Annotated in this window: 22 protein-coding genes and 1 riboswitch; of the genes, 14 read left to right on the top strand and 8 right to left on the bottom strand. The window is 27.2% G+C overall.

What is annotated here, in order from left to right:
* Entirely contained in the window at positions 1-549 is a 549-nt protein-coding gene (gene frr, locus ACD762_RS00760; protein WP_423363914.1) for a ribosome recycling factor, read from the top strand.
* Between the two features lie 43 nt (positions 550-592).
* Here the strand turns inward: frr and ACD762_RS00765 are convergent, their stop codons facing one another.
* Complete coding sequence (locus tag ACD762_RS00765; protein ID WP_423363915.1) at positions 593-1,654, bottom strand: AEC family transporter; 1,062 nt, start codon at positions 1,652-1,654, stop codon at positions 593-595.
* A gap of 242 nt (positions 1,655-1,896) precedes the next feature.
* On the opposite strand from ACD762_RS00765, the gene megL reads away from it, so the two are divergent.
* Entirely contained in the window at positions 1,897-3,087 is a 1,191-nt protein-coding gene (megL, locus tag ACD762_RS00770) for a methionine gamma-lyase (protein WP_423363916.1), read from the top strand.
* Between the two features lie 188 nt (positions 3,088-3,275).
* Entirely contained in the window at positions 3,276-3,596 is a 321-nt protein-coding gene (locus ACD762_RS00775) for a DMT family transporter (RefSeq protein WP_423363918.1), read from the top strand.
* Between the two features lie 34 nt (positions 3,597-3,630).
* On the opposite strand, the gene ACD762_RS00780 is transcribed toward ACD762_RS00775, so the two are convergent.
* The 6 genes from ACD762_RS00780 to ACD762_RS00805 all read right to left on the bottom strand — a co-directional run bounded on the left by ACD762_RS00780 (position 3,631) and on the right by ACD762_RS00805 (position 8,530).
* Positions 3,631-4,479 (bottom strand): aldo/keto reductase, encoded by an 849-nt coding sequence (locus ACD762_RS00780; protein WP_423363919.1) that lies wholly within the window; start codon positions 4,477-4,479, stop codon positions 3,631-3,633.
* A 12-nt stretch (positions 4,480-4,491) separates the two neighbouring features.
* Entirely contained in the window at positions 4,492-4,869 is a 378-nt protein-coding gene (locus ACD762_RS00785; RefSeq protein WP_423363920.1) for a hypothetical protein, read from the bottom strand.
* Between the two features lie 140 nt (positions 4,870-5,009).
* Entirely contained in the window at positions 5,010-5,738 is a 729-nt protein-coding gene (locus tag ACD762_RS00790; protein ID WP_423364701.1) for an amino acid ABC transporter ATP-binding protein, read from the bottom strand.
* Between the two features lie 11 nt (positions 5,739-5,749).
* Complete coding sequence (locus ACD762_RS00795; protein WP_423363921.1) at positions 5,750-6,514, bottom strand: amino acid ABC transporter permease; 765 nt, start codon at positions 6,512-6,514, stop codon at positions 5,750-5,752.
* Between the two features lies 1 nt (position 6,515).
* On the bottom strand, positions 6,516-7,364 hold the full coding sequence (locus ACD762_RS00800; RefSeq protein WP_423363923.1) for a transporter substrate-binding domain-containing protein: 849 nt from the start codon (positions 7,362-7,364) through the stop codon (positions 6,516-6,518).
* A gap of 323 nt (positions 7,365-7,687) precedes the next feature.
* Positions 7,688-8,530 carry a transporter substrate-binding domain-containing protein gene (locus tag ACD762_RS00805; protein WP_423363924.1) on the bottom strand — a complete coding sequence of 281 codons (843 nt, stop codon included), beginning with the start codon at positions 8,528-8,530 and terminating at the stop codon, positions 7,688-7,690.
* A gap of 148 nt (positions 8,531-8,678) precedes the next feature.
* Positions 8,679-8,850: riboswitch (Lysine riboswitch) on the bottom strand.
* 256 nt (positions 8,851-9,106) lie between these two features.
* On the opposite strand from ACD762_RS00805, the gene ACD762_RS00810 reads away from it, so the two are divergent.
* Together ACD762_RS00810 and ACD762_RS00815 are read left to right on the top strand one after the other, a co-directional pair.
* Positions 9,107-10,159 (top strand): AEC family transporter, encoded by a 1,053-nt coding sequence (locus ACD762_RS00810; RefSeq protein WP_423363925.1) that lies wholly within the window; start codon positions 9,107-9,109, stop codon positions 10,157-10,159.
* A gap of 18 nt (positions 10,160-10,177) precedes the next feature.
* Entirely contained in the window at positions 10,178-11,182 is a 1,005-nt protein-coding gene (locus tag ACD762_RS00815; protein ID WP_423363926.1) for an NAD(P)-dependent oxidoreductase, read from the top strand.
* A 233-nt stretch (positions 11,183-11,415) separates the two neighbouring features.
* Here the strand turns inward: ACD762_RS00815 and ACD762_RS00820 are convergent, their stop codons facing one another.
* Positions 11,416-11,760: a single-stranded DNA-binding protein gene (locus ACD762_RS00820; protein ID WP_423363927.1), complete on the bottom strand. Its 345-nt coding sequence runs from the start codon at positions 11,758-11,760 to the stop codon at positions 11,416-11,418.
* Between the two features lie 166 nt (positions 11,761-11,926).
* Between ACD762_RS00820 and ACD762_RS00825 the strand changes: the two genes are divergently transcribed.
* The 9 genes from ACD762_RS00825 to ACD762_RS00865 all read left to right on the top strand — a co-directional run bounded on the left by ACD762_RS00825 (position 11,927) and on the right by ACD762_RS00865 (position 21,158).
* Entirely contained in the window at positions 11,927-12,622 is a 696-nt protein-coding gene (locus ACD762_RS00825) for a response regulator transcription factor (protein WP_423363928.1), read from the top strand.
* On the top strand, positions 12,615-13,727 hold the full coding sequence (locus tag ACD762_RS00830; protein ID WP_423363929.1) for a sensor histidine kinase: 1,113 nt from the start codon (positions 12,615-12,617) through the stop codon (positions 13,725-13,727). Before ACD762_RS00825 ends, ACD762_RS00830 begins: the two co-directional genes overlap by 8 nt.
* A gap of 75 nt (positions 13,728-13,802) precedes the next feature.
* On the top strand, positions 13,803-14,150 hold the full coding sequence (locus ACD762_RS00835) for a hypothetical protein (RefSeq protein ID WP_423363930.1): 348 nt from the start codon (positions 13,803-13,805) through the stop codon (positions 14,148-14,150).
* 166 nt (positions 14,151-14,316) lie between these two features.
* Entirely contained in the window at positions 14,317-16,638 is a 2,322-nt protein-coding gene (locus ACD762_RS00840; RefSeq protein WP_423363931.1) for an ATP-dependent DNA helicase, read from the top strand.
* Positions 16,639-18,358: 1,720 nt separating this feature from the next.
* Entirely contained in the window at positions 18,359-18,631 is a 273-nt protein-coding gene (gene rpsP / locus ACD762_RS00845; protein ID WP_423363932.1) for a 30S ribosomal protein S16, read from the top strand.
* Entirely contained in the window at positions 18,631-18,879 is a 249-nt protein-coding gene (locus ACD762_RS00850) for a KH domain-containing protein (protein WP_423363933.1), read from the top strand. Before rpsP ends, ACD762_RS00850 begins: the two co-directional genes overlap by 1 nt.
* 74 nt (positions 18,880-18,953) lie before the next feature.
* Complete coding sequence (gene rimM, locus ACD762_RS00855; protein ID WP_423363934.1) at positions 18,954-19,460, top strand: ribosome maturation factor RimM; 507 nt, start codon at positions 18,954-18,956, stop codon at positions 19,458-19,460.
* The gene (trmD, locus tag ACD762_RS00860; protein WP_423363935.1) at positions 19,460-20,173 is read left to right on the top strand and encodes a tRNA (guanosine(37)-N1)-methyltransferase TrmD; all 714 of its coding nucleotides are present in this window, start codon (positions 19,460-19,462) and stop codon (positions 20,171-20,173) included. The genes rimM and trmD overlap by 1 nt, the downstream gene beginning before the upstream one ends.
* 154 nt (positions 20,174-20,327) lie before the next feature.
* Positions 20,328-21,158: a hypothetical protein gene (locus ACD762_RS00865; RefSeq protein WP_423363936.1), complete on the top strand. Its 831-nt coding sequence runs from the start codon at positions 20,328-20,330 to the stop codon at positions 21,156-21,158.
* Positions 21,159-21,175 lie beyond the last annotated feature (17 nt).

Here is a 21,175-nt window from a genome sequence, read left to right on the forward strand (position 1 = left end):
ATGAGTCAAATAGTAATAAATAATACAAAAGAAAAAATGCACAAATCAATTGAAAGTTTTGAAAATGCACTTGTTCAAATAAGAACAGGAAGAGCTAATCCAAATATGTTAGATGGAATTGAAGTTGAATATTATGGTTCACCAACTCCATTAAATCAAGTAGCATCTATTTCAGTACCAGAAGGACGTCAATTATTGATTAAACCATTTGATAAAACTTTAGTAAAAGAAATAGAAAAAGCAATTAATGCAGCTGATTTAGGAATTAATCCACAAAATGATGGGGAAAATGTTAGATTAAATATTCCACCACTTACTGAAGAAACTAGAAAAGTTTTAGTTAAAGATGTTTATAAAATTGCTGAAGAAGCAAAAATTGCCATTCGTAATATTAGAAGAGATGCAAATGATGCAATAAAAAAAGATAAAGAGTTAACAAAAGATGAAATTACATCATATCAAGAAGATGTACAAAAATTAACAGACACTAATATTAAAGAAATTGATTCAATTGCTAAAAATAAAGAAGTAGAATTAATGACAGTATAAAGTAAATAAAAAACCAACGTGTATTAATTACACGTTGGTTTTTTTATTTGAAAAAGGGTAAATTTGCTAATATATCAATGAGTATAATCCAAACAGGGGTCAGTATGACAGCAACAACAGTCGATATGAGGGTTGCATTAGAAGCTAGTAAAGCTTCTTTATCATAACTTATAGCAAGAGATGCAGTAATAGTAGCAGCAGGTGTTGCAGCCATAATTACAACAACTCCAATACCATAAGCATCAAAATGGAATAATCCTATTGCTGTTCCAATAAATAATAAAAAGATACTTACTATTGGGATTGTAATTAATTTATTAAAGGTATATAACCAAGAGATTTTATTTGAGGCAGCTTCAGAAATTCTAATAGATCCTAAAGTAGCTCCTATTGACATCCAAGCAAGTGGTGATGCTAAACTAGCAAGATAAGTCATTGGTTTATATAACCAATAAGCACTTTGATCAATTCTTAAAATACCATATGAAACAAGCTCATTATTCTCGGGGTTTAAAACTGATATTTGAGGCATTGAATTTTGAAACCACCAAATTATCATACCAAGGATAGTTGCAATTAAAACAGGATTACCAACCATCTGTTTAAAGTTCTTTTTTTCAAATTTTAAACCACTCATTTTCATTACACCATAACTATATAAATAAGCACGATAACCAATATTATAAATAGAGCTATACATAACACCAATTGGACCATATAAGGCAGCACAAATTGGTGTTCCATAAAAAGTTGCGGAACCAAAAACGGTCATTATTCTTAAAACATCTTCTTTTTGTCTATCAAATTTAAAATATAAAACTTTAGAAAAAATAATTAAAAAGAAATAAACAACAAATCCCCAAAGTAGAAGATAGATACCTTGTTTCATTTTTTCATCATTAATGTCCTGCATAAAAGCATTAAATGCCATACAGGGTAAAGCAACTTGCATAGCAATATCTGACATTGTTTTAGCTATTCTATCACTAAAAATATCCTTGTATCTAAGGTAATATCCAAGCATAATAATTAATAATGTAGAGCTAATTGCTCCTATTATTTCCTTATTAGTCATAGTATTTTGAATAATTTCAATAAAATGCATGTAAGTCACCGCCTATAAATTATTATATAATAAAATTAACTATAAATAAACTTTTAAAAGACATTAAGTCTTATATTGCCAAGTTTTAACTATATTTTCACAAATATGTTTTTATTCATTGTATCACATGTATAATTAATTGTTATAGATTTATATAATAAATCTATTTACAAAGTTAAAATACTTTGTTAGAATGGTCTTAAATAATAATAATCAAATTATAAATAAGGGGACATCTAAAAATGAATAATGAGAAAAAACTTGGATTTGCGACACGCTCAATCCATACATCAAGACATGAAAATGAATATGGAACTTTAACATTTCCAATTTATGCATCATCAACAATGATATTTGATGATACAAAACAAGGTGGAAGAAGATTTGCATTAGAAGAAGAAGGTTATATCTACTCAAGACTTGGGAATCCTTCAACAACATATTTACAAGAAAAAATGGCATCTTTAGAAAATACTGAAGCAGCATTAGCATTAAGTTCAGGAATGGGTGCAATAGCGACAGCCTTATGGACAGCTTTAAAAACAGGAGATCATATAGTTGCTGATGAAGTATTATATGGTTGTACAAGAGCATTACTTGAGCATCAATTAACAAAATTTGGAGTAGAAACAACTTTTGTAGATTTTTGTGATCAAAAAGCTTTGGAAGGTGCAATTAAAGAAAATACTAAAATTTTATATTGTGAAACACCAGCAAACCCAACATTAAAAATAATTGATTTAAATGTTGTAGCAACTTTAGCAAAGAAGTATGAATTATTATCAATTGTAGATAACACAGTTGCTACACCATACATCACAAGACCAAAAGAATTTGGAATTGATGTAATAGTTCACTCGGCAACCAAATATTTGAATGGTCATGGAGATTTAATAGCTGGAATTATTTGTGGTGATAAAGACTTTATTCTGAAATGTAATTTAGAAGGATTAAAAGATATGACTGGAAGTGTAATGTCATCATTTGATGCCTTTTTGATAAATAGAGGATTAAAGACTTTACCAATAAGAATGGATCGCCATAGCCAAAGTGCAATGAAAGTTGCTGAGTTTTTAGAAAAGCATCCTGCGGTTGAAAAGGTATATTATCCTGGTTTAAAATCACATCAAAATCATGATATAGCATTAAAACAGATGAGTATGTTTTCTGGATTAATTGCATTTGAATTAAAGGGTGGTTATGCAGCAGCAGAACAATTAGCAAATTCACTTGAAGTATTTACTTTAGCTGTATCACTAGGAGATACTGAATCTTTAATTCAACATCCAGCAAGTATGACTCATTCTCCATATGCTTTAGAAGATAGATTAGCATGTGGCATAAAAGATAGTTTATTAAGAGCTTCAATTGGCTTAGAAGACTTAGATGATATAATAAATGATTTAGCTAAACACTTAGATGAATTGATCTAAAAATTGTCTATGAAATATAAACACAAATAATCATTGACTATTTGTAAAAATGTTGATAATATCTAAAGGTAGAAATAAATTAAATAATAAATAACTACCGCCGGGTAGTAAAATCATTCACAATAATGTCAGTAGGCCTATGAAGACATATTATGAATGATTTTTTTATTTAAAAAGGAGATGTTATCATGGCATGGATCTATTTAATAATAGCAGGGATTTTTGAGGTAGTATGGGCAACATTTTTGAAATTATCACATGGATTTACTAATATTCCATATTCAATTGCAACATTTATTGGAATGGCAATTAGTTTTTACTTACTTTCACAAGCTACTAAATCTTTACCAATGGGAACTGCTTATGCAATCTGGACAGGGATAGGTGCACTAGGAGCTGTTATAGTTGGGGTTATTTTCTTTCAAGAAAGCATGAGCTTAAGTCGTTTACTATTTGTTTTCTTATTGCTTACAGGTATAGTTGGCTTAAAATTCACTTCAGGAAATTAGCAAAGGTAAAAGCAACCTCACGGTTGCTTTTGTTTTAAAAATCAATAATATCTGGATTGTTGGAATTATCATGAGTATCAACTTCAATTGTATCTAGTTGATGCATTTCTTCAGTAGATAAATTAAAATCAAATATCTCAATATTACTTTTAATTCTTATTTCATGAACAGATTTAGGAAGTGGTATAAATCCTTTTTGAATACTCCATCTAAGACAAATTTGTGCAGTTGTTTTATTATATTTTTCTGCAATATTCATAATAATTGGATGATCTAATAAAGCACCTTGTCCAAATGGACTGTAAGCTTCTAAAACAATTCCTTTTTCTTTACAGTATTCAACTAGTTCTGGTTTAAAAGCACCAGGTATTAATCGTACTTGATTAACAGCAGGCATTATTTTTGCTGTTTTTTCTAACTCTTTTAAATGGTGTATTTCAAAATTAGAAACACCTATAGATTTTATTTTACCTTCAGTAACCATGTCTTCCATAGCACGCCAGCTTTCTGCATTCATCTCTTGCCAATTATGTCTAAAACTTTTAGGATTTGGCCAATGTATTAAGTAAAGATCTATATAGTCTAAATCTAATCTTTGTAAAGATTCATTTAAAGCTACTTTAGTAAAGTAGTATCCTCGATAATCATTCCATAACTTTGTAGTAACATAGATTTCTTCTCTAGTACGAGCACTATTTTTAATTCCAATACCAACTTCTATTTCATTTTCATAAATTGCAGCTGTATCAATCATATTATAGCCATTTAATAAGGCGTATTTTACACCTTTTTCAACTTCATGATCAAATGCTTGAAATGTACCATAACCAATTATTGGAATTTCATAGCCATTATTTAGTTTTATTGTTGTTTCATTATTCATATCTGGTTCTCCTTAAATAAATTTTTCTACTTCTTTAGTAGTAATTATTGAGTTTGACACTAATGTTTGATTATGAGATTTATTCATGTAATAATATGCTATTAAAGTACTTAATAAACATATGATTGCAACAACTTCATAATCTAAAAAAACGGTATATGTAAATGAAGTTATCATAAAAATTACACTTAGTAAACTAGTTAATATTAACATACCTTTCAATGCATTTCCTTGTTTTTTATCTAAATTTTCTAATATTATTATTTTACTAAAATAATAAGCTACAATTGGAAAAAGACCAATGCTTGCAGTAAGAATAATAACAATTATTGGACTAATTATTAAGTCATACTTTTGTTTCTTAATTATGTTTTTTCTAAGTGAATTCATTTATTTACCCCCAAATTATTTTTCTAATAAAATCTTATCATATAATAACTTAGATAACATTATAAACGCCTTTAATTAATGTAAATAAAATTCAATAAATATCACAAAAGTGCCATTATAAAATGACACTTTTTTATTACTTATCGATCTAAATATCTACTTAAAAATGATTTTGTTTCTATTTGTTGAGGATTAGTGAAAATCACTTCAGGTATATTTTCTTCAATTATTCTTCCATTATTCATAAAACATACTTTGTCTGAAACTTCTTGTGCAAAACTCATCTCGTGAGTAACTACTATCATAGACATTCCTGTATCAGCAAGATCTTTCATTACTTGTAAGACTTCTCCTACTGATTCAGGATCTAAAGCACTAGTAGGCTCATCAAATAACATTATATCTGGTTCCATAGACAAGGCTCTAGCTATTGCAACTCTTTGCTTTTGACCGCCTGACAAACTAGCTACATTTATATTGGCAAATCGTTCCATTCCAACTTTTTGTAAGTATGACATTGCTAAAGCTCTATTTTCTTCTTTAGATATTGATTTAACTAATCTAGGAGCTAACATACAATTATCTAAAACTGAAAGATTATCAAATAAATTAAAATTTTGAAAAACCATCCCCATTTTAGGTAAGACTTCTTTTATTTTTAATTTATTTTCTAATATATTAGTACCTTCAAAAAATATTTTACCATCATCAGGTTTTTCTAATAAATTTAAGCATCTTAATAGCGTTGATTTTCCACTTCCACTTGCACCTATAAGAGTTACTACTTCACCTTTATTGATATTAAAGTTGATATCATATAGTACTTGATTATTATCAAAAGATTTTTCTAAATTTTCAACATTTATTATTGCATTACTCATTAGATTGCACCTCCTAAAGAAACTTCAGGTGCTAGATTTTGATTAGTATCTTGTAGTAGTTTTGTATCATTTTCAAATACTTTCTTAGATATTAATGAAATAATTTTTGTAAGACTAAAAGTAATAATTAAATATATAATTGCTACTAAAATAAAAGCTTGTACTGTCATATATGTTTCAGAACTTGCGGCCTTTGCATTGTAAAACAAATCAGTAAAGCCTATTACTGACAATACAGAAGAGTCTTTTACATTTATTATTAATTCATTTAACAATGCAGGTAAACTATTTTTAATTACCTGAGGATAGACAACATATCTTAAAGTTTGAAATTTGCTCATACCAAGTGTATATGCAGCTTCAAAACTTCCTTTACCCAATGCATTGACTCCTGATCTAATTACTTCTGCAATGTATGCAGCAGTATTAAAAGATACTATGAATATTGCTGCATAGAAGACAGGCATTTTTATCCCAGAGGCAAAGCCATAAAAGAAAATCATTGCCTGAACCATCATAGGAGTACCACGCACTATATCAATATAAGCTGCGGATAGTTTTCTACCAAATGCTTTTAAAAAGATTATTATTTTAGAGTCGTAGTCGGTTGCTTCTAATGTTCTAAAAAATAGTAATATCATCCCTAGTACCATACCAATAATAGTACCGAATAATGCTATAAGAAGTGTATTAATAATACCTTCTATAAAAAGTTCTTGGTAATTGCTTAGCAAATACCATAACTGTTGAATTAACGTATCCATGTTATTCACCTATTTCTTGCTGTAGCTGCTCCATAACTGATATTCTTGTTTTTTCACTTATTGAGTCAAGTACACCATTTATTTTATTTTTTAAATCAGTATTATCTTTAGATATACCAATTGCTACTGTAGATTCAGATGGATCTAAATTAATTTCTTTACTTACATCTATTGCCATAAGTTGTGGATTAGCTGCAACTTGTTCTTGAGCAACTTTAGAATCAGCCAAATATCCATCTACAGTTTTAGCTTTTACAGCTTCTACTAATGATGAAACATCTGGTAGTAGTGCTGTTGATTTATTATCTTTTATATCACTTATGTGATTTGCTTGTGTTGTACCTTGTTGAGCAGTAATGTTTTTACCAGCAAAATCAGCTAGTGTCTTAGCTTTAGCTAAACTACTATCTTTAGGTATTATAATTGCCATTGCTGCTTTATCTGTAAAGTATGGTTTTGAAAAGGCAATTTCTTTTTGTCTTTCAGTAGTTGGTGCCATACCACCAATAATAGCATCAATTTGTCCACTTTTTAAAGCTGGGATGACACCATCCCAAGACATCTTTTTAACTACTATATCTAAATTAAGTTGTTTACTTATTTGTTGAGCTATATATATATCATAACCTTCGCAATAACCCTTAGAGCCATCAATTGGAAGACTATATTCACCTTTTTTTGCACTTGTTGTAGTCCAGTTATAAGGAGTGAAGTCACATTCTAAACCGATTGTTAAAGTTTTCTTGTCTAGATGATTTTTATCACTCTCAGTAGTACGATGGTTGTTTGAACACCCCGCTAATATAAAACAAATTACTAATGTCATGATAATAGAAATATTCTTTTTCATTTCTCTTCACTCCTTACATATTATATTTAAGCGTTAATAATACAATTATAATTAATAATAAAATATTACCAGCATAAGCTGTTTCAAAAGTTAAAATAGACCTCAATTTTTAGAGGATTTACAATTGTGAGCTTTTGCACTTGAGTGACATGATACACTCGCGTGTAATTTAAGTCAATAATGTAAGAGTCTATTTAACTATTATTTATCAATTAAAATACAATTACAATATATAAATAACTCAATATTTTTACATAGATAATATAATAGTACTACTATAATTATTAATAATATTAATATAAATAAGTAGGATGTAATTGTTTTTAGTTATCAATATTAGCTTGGATTTTTTCCATTTCAGCTATTCTTTGATCATCTGGAATTTGAGCTAAAGCATTATTAATAGTATCTAAAAGTTTTGTATCATCTTTTCTCAAACCAATAGCAACAGTGCTTTCAGCTTCTGTAAGTTTAAATTTATTTGTTAGATCTACTAAAGTTAAATCACTGTTTGCAGCAACATGTTGCTGTGCAACTTGTAATTCACCTAAATAACCATCAATGCTACCAGATTTAGTAGCTTGAACTAAGGCATTATAATCTGGTAGTGCAACTGCTTTAGAATCAGGATTAATTTGACTTAGTAAGTTTACTTGAGTAGTACCTTGTTGAGCAGATAGATTAGCGCCTTTAAAGTCTGAAAGTTCACTTCCTTTAGCATATTTACTATCTTTTTTAACTACAAGTCCCATAGTAATATTTTCTCTAAAATAAACTTTACTAAAAGCAATAGTATTTTTTCTTTCATCAGTAGGTGACATTCCAGCAATTATCGCATCAATATCATGGCTTTGTAATGCTGGAATTAAACCATCAAAACTCATTTTTTTAACTTTTATTTCATAACCTGTAATTTTAGAAATTTGTCTAGCCATCCACATATCATAGCCTTCACAATATCCTTTTGAACCTTCAATTGCGATAGCATTATCAGTTTTTTTAGCTTTGGTAGTAGTCCAATTGTATGGTGCATAATCACATTCTAATCCAACTGTTAATACTTTTGTTGTGGTGTTACTGTTATTATCGTCCTTTTTGCTAGAGCACCCAACCAATACGAAAGTAATAATTAATGCAAAGATAATACTAAGATGTTGTTTTTTCATTTTCTTTCTCTCCTTTGAGTTATTAGTTTAAGTGCAAATGACATAAATAAAAAGCGCCTACTATGATTAGTAAGGCGCAATTGATTTCTTAATACAAAGAAATAGCGCCTCCACCTTTGAGTGAAGACGCCTTAAAATATTGTAAAATATTTAGAATAGCGCCTCCACCATTGTGGGAGTGAATAATATATTATTACTATTCACCAGAAAGAAACTTGCCATGTTTCAAACTTCGGCTAATAATCCCTTTTTCTAAACATCAAAGTAATTGGCTTACTAAATTTAGATACTATTGATTAAAAGCAACCTCTATTTACACTTGCCCATATCATACACTACAAAACCTATGTTGTCTACAAAGATATAAGAATTATTTATTAATAATTGCACTAATTAATGGTTCTTAACTATATATATGTTCAGTTGTGATGCTTCTAACCTTATAATAATATACCAACAATAAGTGTACATATAGTGTATTAAGTTATGTGAAAAATATAACATGTACATAACATTGTAACTATAAATTAAAGGTATATAATGTATCTATAAAAAATATTGAGAGGAATAGATAAAATGAATTTTTTAGAAATCATAAAAACAACATTAACTGACATGGATATACTTAGTGCAATAACATCAACAGTATTTATTATACTGCTAGGTTTTCTATGTAGGAAAAAAGGTATATTTACTGATACCTTCGCGAAAACGCTTACAAAGGTAGTACTATCAGTTGCATTACCATGTTTAGCTTTTACTGCATTTATGCAAGATATAGATGGGGAAAAACTAACAAAAGGAATGAACTTATTGATTTGGGGATTAGTAGTCTATGTATTACTTATATTTATCTCTAAGTTTTTCTTTCTTAAATACAAGGGAGATAAACAAGATACTTTAAGAGTCTTAACTATCTTTGGATCAACAACATTTTTTGGAACTCCAATTGTTTCAGCAATTTATGGACCACTAGGAGTAATGTACAGTTCAATTTTTAATATAGGTTATAGAATATTTTTATATTCATATGGATACATAAAAATGAGCGGTTTAAAAATGGAAGCTAAAAACATTAAAACAATGTTCTTAAATCCAATAGTAATTGCGACATTTGCAGGATTAATTATTTGGCTTATTCAAGGTTCATTACCTCAAGTAGCAATCACAGGTGAAGATGGTGTCGTTTCAAATGTTGCCTTTTTAAGAATTGATCAAACAGCAGTTTGGTTATTTCAGCCAATGAAATATCTTTCAAGTTTAGCATCACCATTAGCTTGGTTATCAATAGGAGCAACTCTTGGAGCAATTAAATTTAGCGATGCAGCAAAAGATAAAACATCTTGGTATTACAGTGTAATTAAAGTAATAGTAGTCCCAGCAATAAATATCATTTGTCTTGCAGTACTTAATGCAACAGGAATCTTAAAAATAGATGCAACAGCATTAGGTACAGTAGTTATCATGATGGCAGCTCCAACAGCAACAGTTGCTGCAGCATATGCAATTAGTTTTGATAAAGAAGCATTGCTTGCTTCAAATGCATCGTTAATCTCTACTATATTAGCAGTTATTATGACACCAGTATGGATTGTTATTCTTGAAGTAGTAGGTAAAAGTTTATTCTAAAAATAGGAGGAAATACAAATGTTTAAAATAGTATGTTATGGAGTAAGAAGTAATGAAGTAGATACATTTAAAAAATATAATAAATACAATTATGATTTAACATTATTAGAAGAGTTATTAACGCACGATAATATCAATACAGTTGAAAATCAAGATGCAGTATTACTAAGAAGTAATTGTGTTGCAGATAGACAAAATTTAGAAATAATGAAAAATAATGGAATTAAATATGTATTTACAAGAACAGTTGGTTTTAATCATATAGATTTAAATGCGGCAAAAGAATTAGGTATCAAAGTAGCAAGAGTACCAGCATACTCACCAAATTCAGTTGCGGAATTATCTGTAGGTTTAGCTATGATGCTAGTTAGAAACTTAGCTTATACAGTAGCAAGAACTTCAGAAAAAAACTTTATTGTAACACCTCAAATGTACAGCAAAGAAATTAGAAATTGTACTGTAGGTATTATAGGAATGGGTAAAATTGGAATTACAGAAGCTAAATTATTTAAAGGACTTGGAGCTAATGTATTAGCTTATGATCCATACATAAATGAAGAGGCAAAAGCTTTTGCAACATATGTAGAACATGATCAACTACTAAAACAAAGTGATATAGTATCAATACATATGCCATATTTCCCAGGAAAGAATGATGGTTATATAAACGAAGAATTTATAAATAAAATGAAAGATAATGCTATTTTAGTTAATACAGCTAGAGGTGAATTACAATCTAATATAGATATATTAAATGCCTTAAAATCTAATAAATTAAGTGGCTTTGGAACAGATGTTATGCCAAATGAAACAACATTATTCTTTAAAAAGTTTGATAAAGAAAACCCAATCAAAGATGCAGTTGTTAATGAATTAGTAGAGCTTTATCCTAGAGTTTTAATTACACCACATATTGGTTCTAATACTGATGAAGCATTAAAAAATATGGTAGAAGTTTCATATGATAACTTCAATGAAATACTAACTACTGGAAAACTTACTAATGAAGTAACTGCAAAGTAAAAGCATTCATAATTAAAACAAAATATCTAGAGTATATTTAAAGGGATAGCAAATATTATTTGCTATAATATAGGTATTAGAAGTACAGTAATGTACTCTAATTTGAGGAATGTATTTATGCCTAGCATATTAAACATTACTTAATTTTAATTCAATGTAATTAAAATCGACGAAAAGAGCCATAGTATCTTAATTTAAATTAAGGTGCTAGGCTCTTTTCGTTATTCTATAAATTATTCAGTAGTAGAAACATCCTTGTTAGAGTTTCCAATAAAACTTACCTTTTCAGCAACGACCTCGACACTTTTTCTCGATAAACCTTCATTATTCTTAAAAACACTAGTAACTAAACGTCCTTTAATACCTAGGACACTTCCTTTTGAACAATAATTACTAGTTGACTCTGCAATACCTTTCCATAAAACACAGTCAATAAAATCAGTTTCGTAATTACCCTCAGAATTCTTAAAATTTCTTTGGACAGCTAATGTAATATTTGCTAATTTTTTTCCATCATTAGTTTCAATAGTAACAGGATCCTTAACTAACCTTCCAACTATAACTATTTGATTTAACATTTGCACTTCCTCCTATGTTTATATTTAATTCTTGTCTATTATTAGCTTTAAAAATTAATGTTCCTAAAAATATCTATAGTTAAATCTTACGAATTTATGATATTTACTAATAGTTCATGAGATAAATGTTATAATATATATAAAATGTTATACAAGGAGAGTTTATATGGAAAGGATAATATATGTAGTAGATGATGAACAAGAAATTGCTAATTTATTAAAGTCTATTTTAGAAAAAAATGGATTTAAAGTAAAAGTTTTTTATGATGGAACATCTTTTTTAGATGAAGTAAAAAGAACTGAACCAGATATAGTATTATTAGATGTAATGTTAGGGGATATTAATGGTTTTAATATAGTAAGTAGATTAAGAATTAAATATTTCTTCCCTATAATAATGTTAACAGCATTAGATGCAGATAATGATAAGATTACAGGTTTAACATTTGGAGCAGATGATTACATAACCAAGCCATTTAATATAGAAGAAGTATTAGCCAGAATAAATAGCCACTTAAGAAGAAATCAAAATTATAATTCATTTGGTTTAGAAGCTAGTTCAAATAGTGTAATTGAAATTAGAGAATTAATAATTAATAATGAATCAAGAAAAGTTAAATTAAATGGTGAAATTATACCACTTACGCCAATAGAGTATAAAATACTTTATTATCTAGCTAGAAATAAAGGAATAGTAGTATCTTCAGAAGATCTCTTTAAAGTAGTTTGGGAAGAAAAGTTTTTTAATTCAAATAATACAATAATGGCACATATCGCAAGAATAAGAGAAAAAATAGATAATAATAAAAATCATGCAAAATATATAAAAACTGTATGGGGAGTAGGCTATTTAATTGAATAATACCAAACAGGATCAAGAAAATATCAAAAAAATGCTGCTTAGAAAAACTATCGTAAGATTAATAAGAGCATATATAATTTTAGGTCTATTTTTGTTATTCATTTATTATATAACTCCAGTAATACAGCAATATGCAGCCAATAAAAGTATTTTGACATACACTATCTTAAAAAATATATATTATAAAATATTTTATGTAGCGGGCCCACTTTCACTTTTTATAATAACTTCTTATATTCTTGTAACTAGTTTATACAAATGTATTTCTTATATAGAAAACATAAAAAAAGTAACAAGTGAACTATTAAGTGATAATACAATTAGACATAAATTGCCAGTAGAACTTAATGAACTACAATTAATAATTGATGATATTAATGAAAGTATTAATACTAATAAAGCTATTGCAGCAGAATCATTAGAAAGAAAAAATGAATTAATGGTATATTTAGCCCATGATCTTAAAACACCACTAACTTCTATAAAAGGATATTTACAACTGCTTAAAGAAGAGGAACTAGAAATAGAAGTAAGAGATAAATATATTGATATAGTAAATGATAAAAGTGATAGATTAGAAACGCTAATAAATGAGTTCTTTGAATTATCTAGATTAAGTCTATCAATGGAAACATTAGTAAAAACAAATATTAATTTATCTTTACTTTTAGAACAATTATCATTTGAATATATACCAATTTTTGCAAGTAAGAATATAAAGTTGAGACAAACAATACAAGAAAACATTTATGTAGAAGTTGATAGTAATAAATTACAACGTGCTTTAGATAATATTCTTTCAAATGCTGTATCATATGCATTTCCTAACTCAACAGTAGATATTATACTGTCTACTGATTATTTAGACGATTCAATAATAAAAATATTATTGATAAATGAAGGGCAAACGATAGCTAAAGAAAAACTAAAAAAATTCTTTGATCCATTTTATAGAGGAGATCAATCAAGAACAACCTATACAGGTGGAGCTGGTTTAGGATTAGCAATTTCAAAAGAGATAATTAATATTCATAAAGGTAGTATTGATGTTGAAAGTTATGATAATAAAATTGTATTCTCTATTACATTAAAAGCATTAAAATAAATAAATCTAAGCTTAAGAAATACTTAGATTATATCATGTTAGATAATTTTATATAATAAAGAAAGGAATGCTATTATGAAAGATATTAGTAAGCTTAATTTAAAAGGTAATAGTATTAATGATATCTTTGAAAAAAGCGTTAGTAAAATAAAATATAGTTTAAAAAGTAAAGAAAATAATTATAAACTAAAACACAGCATAAATTATAATAATTGTTATAATTCAAACTATATAAAAGTAAGAAGTGAATTAGAATGGTTTAAAGCAAAACAGTTAAAATTCCCATTATATGTTTATACATCAATAAATGGAAAGATAGTAAGTGTTATTAAAGCTAATTCAATTAGTCTTTTAAAAGAAGCAATTTCATTAGCATTAGTATTTGATAAAACTGTAATTATAGATGAAAAATATAATCATTAAATAATTTTATTTTTAATAAAGATATTTGAACAAAGAAAAAGCAAGCAAAATTAATTGTTTGTTTTTTTAGTTATGGCTGATTTTAGTCTTAAAAAAGCAATAGTATTAATAGATAAATCATATTATAATAGAATAATGTAAATAAGGTAGATAATGGAGGTGTAAGATGTTTGATCGAAATAGAATATCAATTAGAAATTTATTAGATATAGTCAAAAGAAGTGGCAATATTGATAATAGACATCAAAGTGAACACACAGCATTAGAAGGTGCACGAATTCATCGTAAAATTCAAAGCGAAGCAGGAAGTAATTATCAAAGTGAAGTATTTTTAAAATATCAAACAGAGATGAATGGCATCCCATTTATTGTTGATGGCAGAGCTGATGGGATTATTACTGAAAATAACAAAATAATAATAGATGAAATTAAAACATCAACAACACCATTTGAAGCAATAAAAGATAATATTCTAGATATGTATTGGTATCAAGCAATGTGTTATGCATTTATAGTTGCAGATTCTAATAACTTATCAGAAATAAGTATTCAACTAACATATTATGAAACAACTGAAAAAAAGATTGATAAAGTTATAAGAGTATATGAGTATAAACAATTAAAACTATTTATGGATGAATTATTAATTGAATATGCTAAATGGCATAAATTTGTAACAGAGTGGCGTATTACAAGAAATAATAGTTTAAAAGAAATAGAATTTTGTTTTGAACAATACCGCAAAGGACAAAAAGAATTATCTATTGCAGTTTATAAAAGTGTAGTAGCATCAAGGAAACTGTATGTAGAAGCACCAACTGGTGTAGGTAAAACACTATCAACACTATTTCCAAGCTTAAAAGCAATGGGAAATGATTATGGTAATAAAATATTTTATTTAACAGCTAAAACAATAACTAGGCAAGTGGCTTTAGATGCTATTAAACAATTTTCAAATCAAGATATAAAATTAAAAACAGTATTAATATCTGCAAAAGATAAGGTATGTCTTTTAGATAAAAGAGATTGTAATCCAGAAAAATGTAAATATGCTGATGGTTATTATGATAAATTAAATACTGCTTTATATAATTTAATTAATGAAAATGATATCTTTGACAAAGATCTTATTCATAAATATGCTCTAGAATATGAGGTATGTCCTTTTGAATTATCATTAGATGTTTCCATGTTTGCAGACTTAGTAATCTGTGATTATAATTATCTATTTGATCCGAGAGTATACTTAAAAAGATACTTTGAACAAAAGAATTCTGATTATATATTTTTGATTGATGAAGCACATAATTTAGTAGATAGATCACGTATGATGTATTCATCTGAAATAGACTTACAAAGCTTTATAGATGCTAAGACATATTTTAATAATAATAAAAAAATATATAAAAAAATAGAAAGTATTGAAAGTTATATATATGAAATAGTTGATTCACAGACAACTAAAGAAGCAGCTTATGGTTTAAGTTTTGAACAATTAAACTTTATATTATATGATTTAAGCAATCTTTTATCTAAATATTTAATTGAAAATCAAAAATATTTGGATGATGATACACCATTAGAGTTATATTTCATGGTACTAAACTACTTAAAGATATCTGAATTTTTTAATGATGATTATATTACATGTTGTTATATTGATAATAATGTAATAATTAAACAGTTTTGTTTACATCCTAATAAGATGTTAGCAAAGTCGCTAGCTATTGCAAGATCAAGTGTTTTATTTTCAGCAACTTTTTCTCCAATAAACTATTACAAAGAAATACTAGGAGGATGTAAAGAAGATTTGCACTACTTGATTGCTAGCCCCTTTGATCAAGAAAATCAAAAAATAATAATACATAAAAAAATTGCAACAACATATGCATTAAGAAATCAATACAGCATTCAATTAGTAAACACCTTAAAATCGTATGTGACTACTAAAAAAGGTAACTATATGTTCTTCTTTCCATCTTATAAATATATGAATGATATTTTTGAACAATTTAAAGATGAAAGCTTTGAAATAATAAAACAAACAAAAGAAATGAAAGAAAGCGAAAGAGAACAGTTTTTAGCTAAATTTAAAGAAGATAATGAAAAGCCAATAATTGCCTTTTGCGTTATGGGAGGAATTTTTTCAGAAGGGATAGATTTGAAAGGTGATCGATTAATAGGGGTTGCAATTATTTCAGTAGGTCTTCCAATGATAAGTTTTGAACAAAACCTCTTAAAGGATTATTATGATAAGAGTAATAGCAGTGGTTTTTTATACGCTTATCAAATACCAGGCATGAATAAAGTGATTCAGTCTGCAGGAAGATTAATAAGAGACCATAACGATAAAGGAAGTATATTATTAATAGATAGTCGTTTTGAAAAAAACGACTATGCATCACTAATGCCATATCATTGGAACCATCGATTAATAGCCTCAAATCATATTCAAATAAATAATGAACTAACAGAATTTTGGAAATAAAATAAAGATTTGACAGCAACTTTAGTATAAAGAAATACAACAATAGATGATAGAAAATAATTGAGTATATAATAATTAAAGTATTTAAGCAATACATATTAATTTTAGAAAGTATCTTGCTATAATAGTTTCAATTAGAAATAGTAAACTATTACTAATTAAACTTATAGTATTTTAAAAGTAATTAGAATATAAAAATCTAATTACTTAACTTTGGCAAGTATACTCAATTTTAAAAAGCTAAGCACTTGTTATTAAAACAATACTTAGCTTTTTATATTATAAAAGAATAATAGTTTGAATATTTAAGACATATCATGAAAAGGTTAAAAGGTCTATAATTATATACTAATAGTTATATATGCAACAAAGTAAGTATTGATTTTTCTATTTAAATTGTTGTCCAAAAATTAACTTTTTACTTTGTATAATACTAACTTTTATACTTGTTTTATTGACAACGCTTATAAATATTAGTATACTATTTATAGAAACAGAAAATACTCTGTGGGTTTTTTAAAAACATTAGTAAATTTTGTGAGGGTCTAGCTAATGTTTTTTTCTTTTTTTAAAAAGATAAACCAGTGCAAAAACGATTGCAAGTACTGCTCTTAAAAAGAGGTTACTATCTAGTAGACAATATTTTATTCAGTAAAGTGTAGAAGTTAACTTTACACTTTGCATAATATAAGCTTTTATACTTGTTATATTGACAACACTTATAAATATTAGTATACTATTTATAGAAACAGAAAATACTCTGTGGTGGTTTTAAAACATTAGTAAACTTCGTGGGTCTAGCTAATGTTTTTTTCTTTTTTTAAAAAGATAAACCAGTGCAAAAACGATTGCAAGTACTGCTCTTAAAAAGAGGTTACTATCTAGTAGACAATATTTTATTCAGTAAAGTGTAGAAGTTAACTTTACACTTTGCATAATATAAGCTTTTATACTTGTTATATTGACAACACTTATAAATATTAGTATACTATTTATAGAAACAGAAAATACTCTGTGGTGGTTTTAAAACATTAGTAAACTTCGTAGGGTCTAGCTAATGTTTTTTCTTTTTTTAAAAAGATAAACCAGTGCAAAAACGATTGCAAGTACTACAACTAGAAAAATTATAATTGTAATACTAATAATGTTAATACTACCAATGTTAATGGTAATATTTTCAAAATTACAGTTTATAAACTTAAGCCTTCCCTAGAAAAGTTAAAGAAGGCTATAATTATTAAACATAATTATCTACCTCCAGTTTTAAATTCCACAGAGTATTTTCTAGAAATATTATATCATAAATAAAATAAGAAAATAGCATTATTCTAGAAATAGAAAAAGATTCAGAATTGTGAAGATTCCAAAGATATCAGTACTAAAAATGATCAAATATTTTTGTCTAAAAAACTTTAAAATTCATTAACTGATATACTAATAGAATAAAGAAACTATTATAATAGAAGAACACTCTTGAAGTGATTTTAAAACACTAGTAAACGTTGATAAGATGTCGATAGTGTTTTCTTTTTTTTGATAAACTAGTATATAAATGATTATAAAGTAATACTATAATCTTCAAGTAGTTACTTTTTTGAAGCTAACTTTCTAATAATAATCTATGTGGTGTCAACCATAAAAGGTTGACACCACAATGGTAATGAGATATAATAAAAAAGTAAAAATATTACTGATAGTAAATAGAAAGGAAGTACACAATATGGCAGTTAAAATTAGATTAAAAAGAATGGGTTCAAAACAAAAACCATTCTATCGTATAGTAGCAGCAGATTCAAGATCTCCAAGAGATGGTAGATTTATTGAAACTGTAGGAACTTATGATCCAAACACTGTTCCTGCAACAGTGAAAATTGAAGAAGAATTAGTTTTAAAATGGTTAGGAAACGGTGCAGCACCAACAACTACAGTTAGAAACTTATTCTCTGATGCTGGAATTATGAAAAAATTCCACGAAAGTAAACTTCAAAAATAATGAAAGATTATGTAAGCATCGTAAAGACAATTGTAACACCATTGCTAGAAGATGCTTCTAGTCTTGATGTCAAAGTTATGCCTACGGCTAATGAAGATGAACTTAAAATACTAATCATTGCTCACGAACAACAAATTCCAAGATTAATTGGAAAGTCTGGTCGTAATGCTAATGCTATTAGACAATTGGTTCGTGCAGCAGCTAGTGAGGAAAAGAAAAAGATATTAGTTGATTTTGAATCATTTTAAAAATTTGGCGAAAAAGCACTATTAGTGTGAGTATCGCCTATTTTATATATAAGGGTAATTAAAGGAGGATTAAGATGCAAGATAATATAAATATTGGATATATTGCTGGTTTTCACGGTATTAAAGGTGAAGTTAAAATTAAAAGTACAACTGACTTCAAAGAAGAACGTTTTAAAAAAGGTAATATTTTGCTGTTAGTTGGTCCTAGAGAAACAGTAGAAATGAAAATTGATTCTGTTAGAGAACATAAAGGAATGGTACTTGTTAAATTTACTGGTATTTTTAATATTAATGATGTTGAAAAGTATAAAGGATATGAAGTAAAAGTTAATAAAGAAAATCGTATGGAATTAGCAGAAGATGAGTTTTATTTCTTTGACTTGGTTGGTTTAGATGTTTTAAATTATAATAAAGAAAATATTGGTAAAGTTATTAGAGTAATGGATACAGGTGCAAGTCAAATATTAATTATTAAACATAATGAGGATGAGGTAATGATTCCCTTTGTTAAAGCAATTGTAACTGATGTTGATATGGCTAAAAATGAAATTTATTTAAGTGATATAGAAGGTCTATATTAATGAAATTTAAGGTATTAACATTATTTCCTGATTTAATACATAGCTTTAAAAATCATTCGATTATTAAAAGAGGAATTGAAAGTGATAATTTATCTGTAGATATAATAGATTATCGTGATTATACTACCAATAAACATCATAAGGTTGATGATACACCATATGGTGGTGGTAATGGAATGGTTTTAACCGTCCAACCAATACATGATGCTTTACTTGCAAATAGTAGTAATAATAGTAAGATAATTTTAGTTTGTCCTACTGGTAAACCATTTACCCAAAAGGAAGCTAATAAGTTAGCTCTTGAAGAAGAATTAATCTTTGTTTGTGGTCATTATGAAGGCTATGATGAAAGAATAAGAAGCTATGTTGATTATGAATATTCAATTGGAGATTATGTATTAACTAGTGGTGAACTAGCTAGTATGGTAATGATGGATGGAATAGGTAGGTTAGTCGATGGTGTTATTGAAAAAAAATCTCATGAAGAAGACTCATTTCAAAACGGATTATTAGAATACCCTCAATATACTAAACCACAAGAATACGATGGAATGAAGGTTCCAGATGTCTTGCTTAGTGGTCATCATAAAAATATAAATCAGTGGCGTTTAGAACAATCAGTAATAAAAACTATAAAAAATAGACCTGATTTATTAAATAATGAAGAATTTAGTAAAGATATAAAAGACTTAATAAAAAAATATAATGTATAAAAGGAACTGTATTTACACAGTTTCTTTTTTATGAGTTAAAATTATGTTATATTATAGATAATATCAATAGATTGTAGAGATTAAATTTTCTTTTTGTGTTATATGTGTGATACACTTAATATGGAAATATAATATAAAAATGAGGAGAATAAAAATGAAAAAATTATATATGATTGGACTAGTATTGCTATTTATGGTTACAGGGTGTAACAATGGTGGAAGTAGCGATCCTCAAGTTAAAGAAACAGCAATTAATACTTATGTAGATGCTAGTAAAAAAATGAGTGAAACTAATACTAAGTTTGATATGAGTGCTAAAATTAATGTACCAAAATCAATGTCAGTACCTGAAGATGTTAATGGTAGTGTTAGCTTAAATGGATTAGTAGACATTAAAAACTTTAAAATGATGATTAATGGTTCATATGATGATGGTAAAGATGCTAAAATGAGTGCACAAGCTATAATTGAAGATAAAATGGTTTATGTATTATTTGAAAAAAATTGGATGAAATTACCTTTAGATTCAAGTATAAAAGTAGAAGATGTTGATTTAAATAGTACTACTGATGCTAAGACAATAACAAAAATTTTTGATTCATCTAAAACTAGTGAGTATACTAAAACAGATGTTGATGGTAAAAGTGGTTATATGATAAAATTAACTATGGACAAAGCTTCAATAGAAAAAATGTTAAAAGATAATGTGGATCTTTTTACTAAAGGTTTAAGTAAAGAAGAAGCTGAAGAAGCTAAAAAAGAATTAGAAAACGTTGATTTAAGTACTGTTGATACATTAGACATAGCATATGATTTATTTGTATCTGAAGATGCTAGTACTATTAAAGTCACAAATGGTAGTGTAAAAGTAATTGCTGCTCAAACTGCTGTTAATGTAACAGATTTGAAAGTAACTTCTGAAACTACTACAGATAAAGTAACAGTTCCTAAAGCAGCTAAAAATGCACAAGAAATAGGACTGTAATTGAAAGGAAGAGATTA

Source organism: Mycoplasma sp. P36-A1, assembly GCF_049478495.1.
In the GTDB taxonomy this organism is placed as follows: domain Bacteria; phylum Bacillota_I; class Bacilli_A; order JAJDGJ01; family JAJDGJ01; genus P36-A1.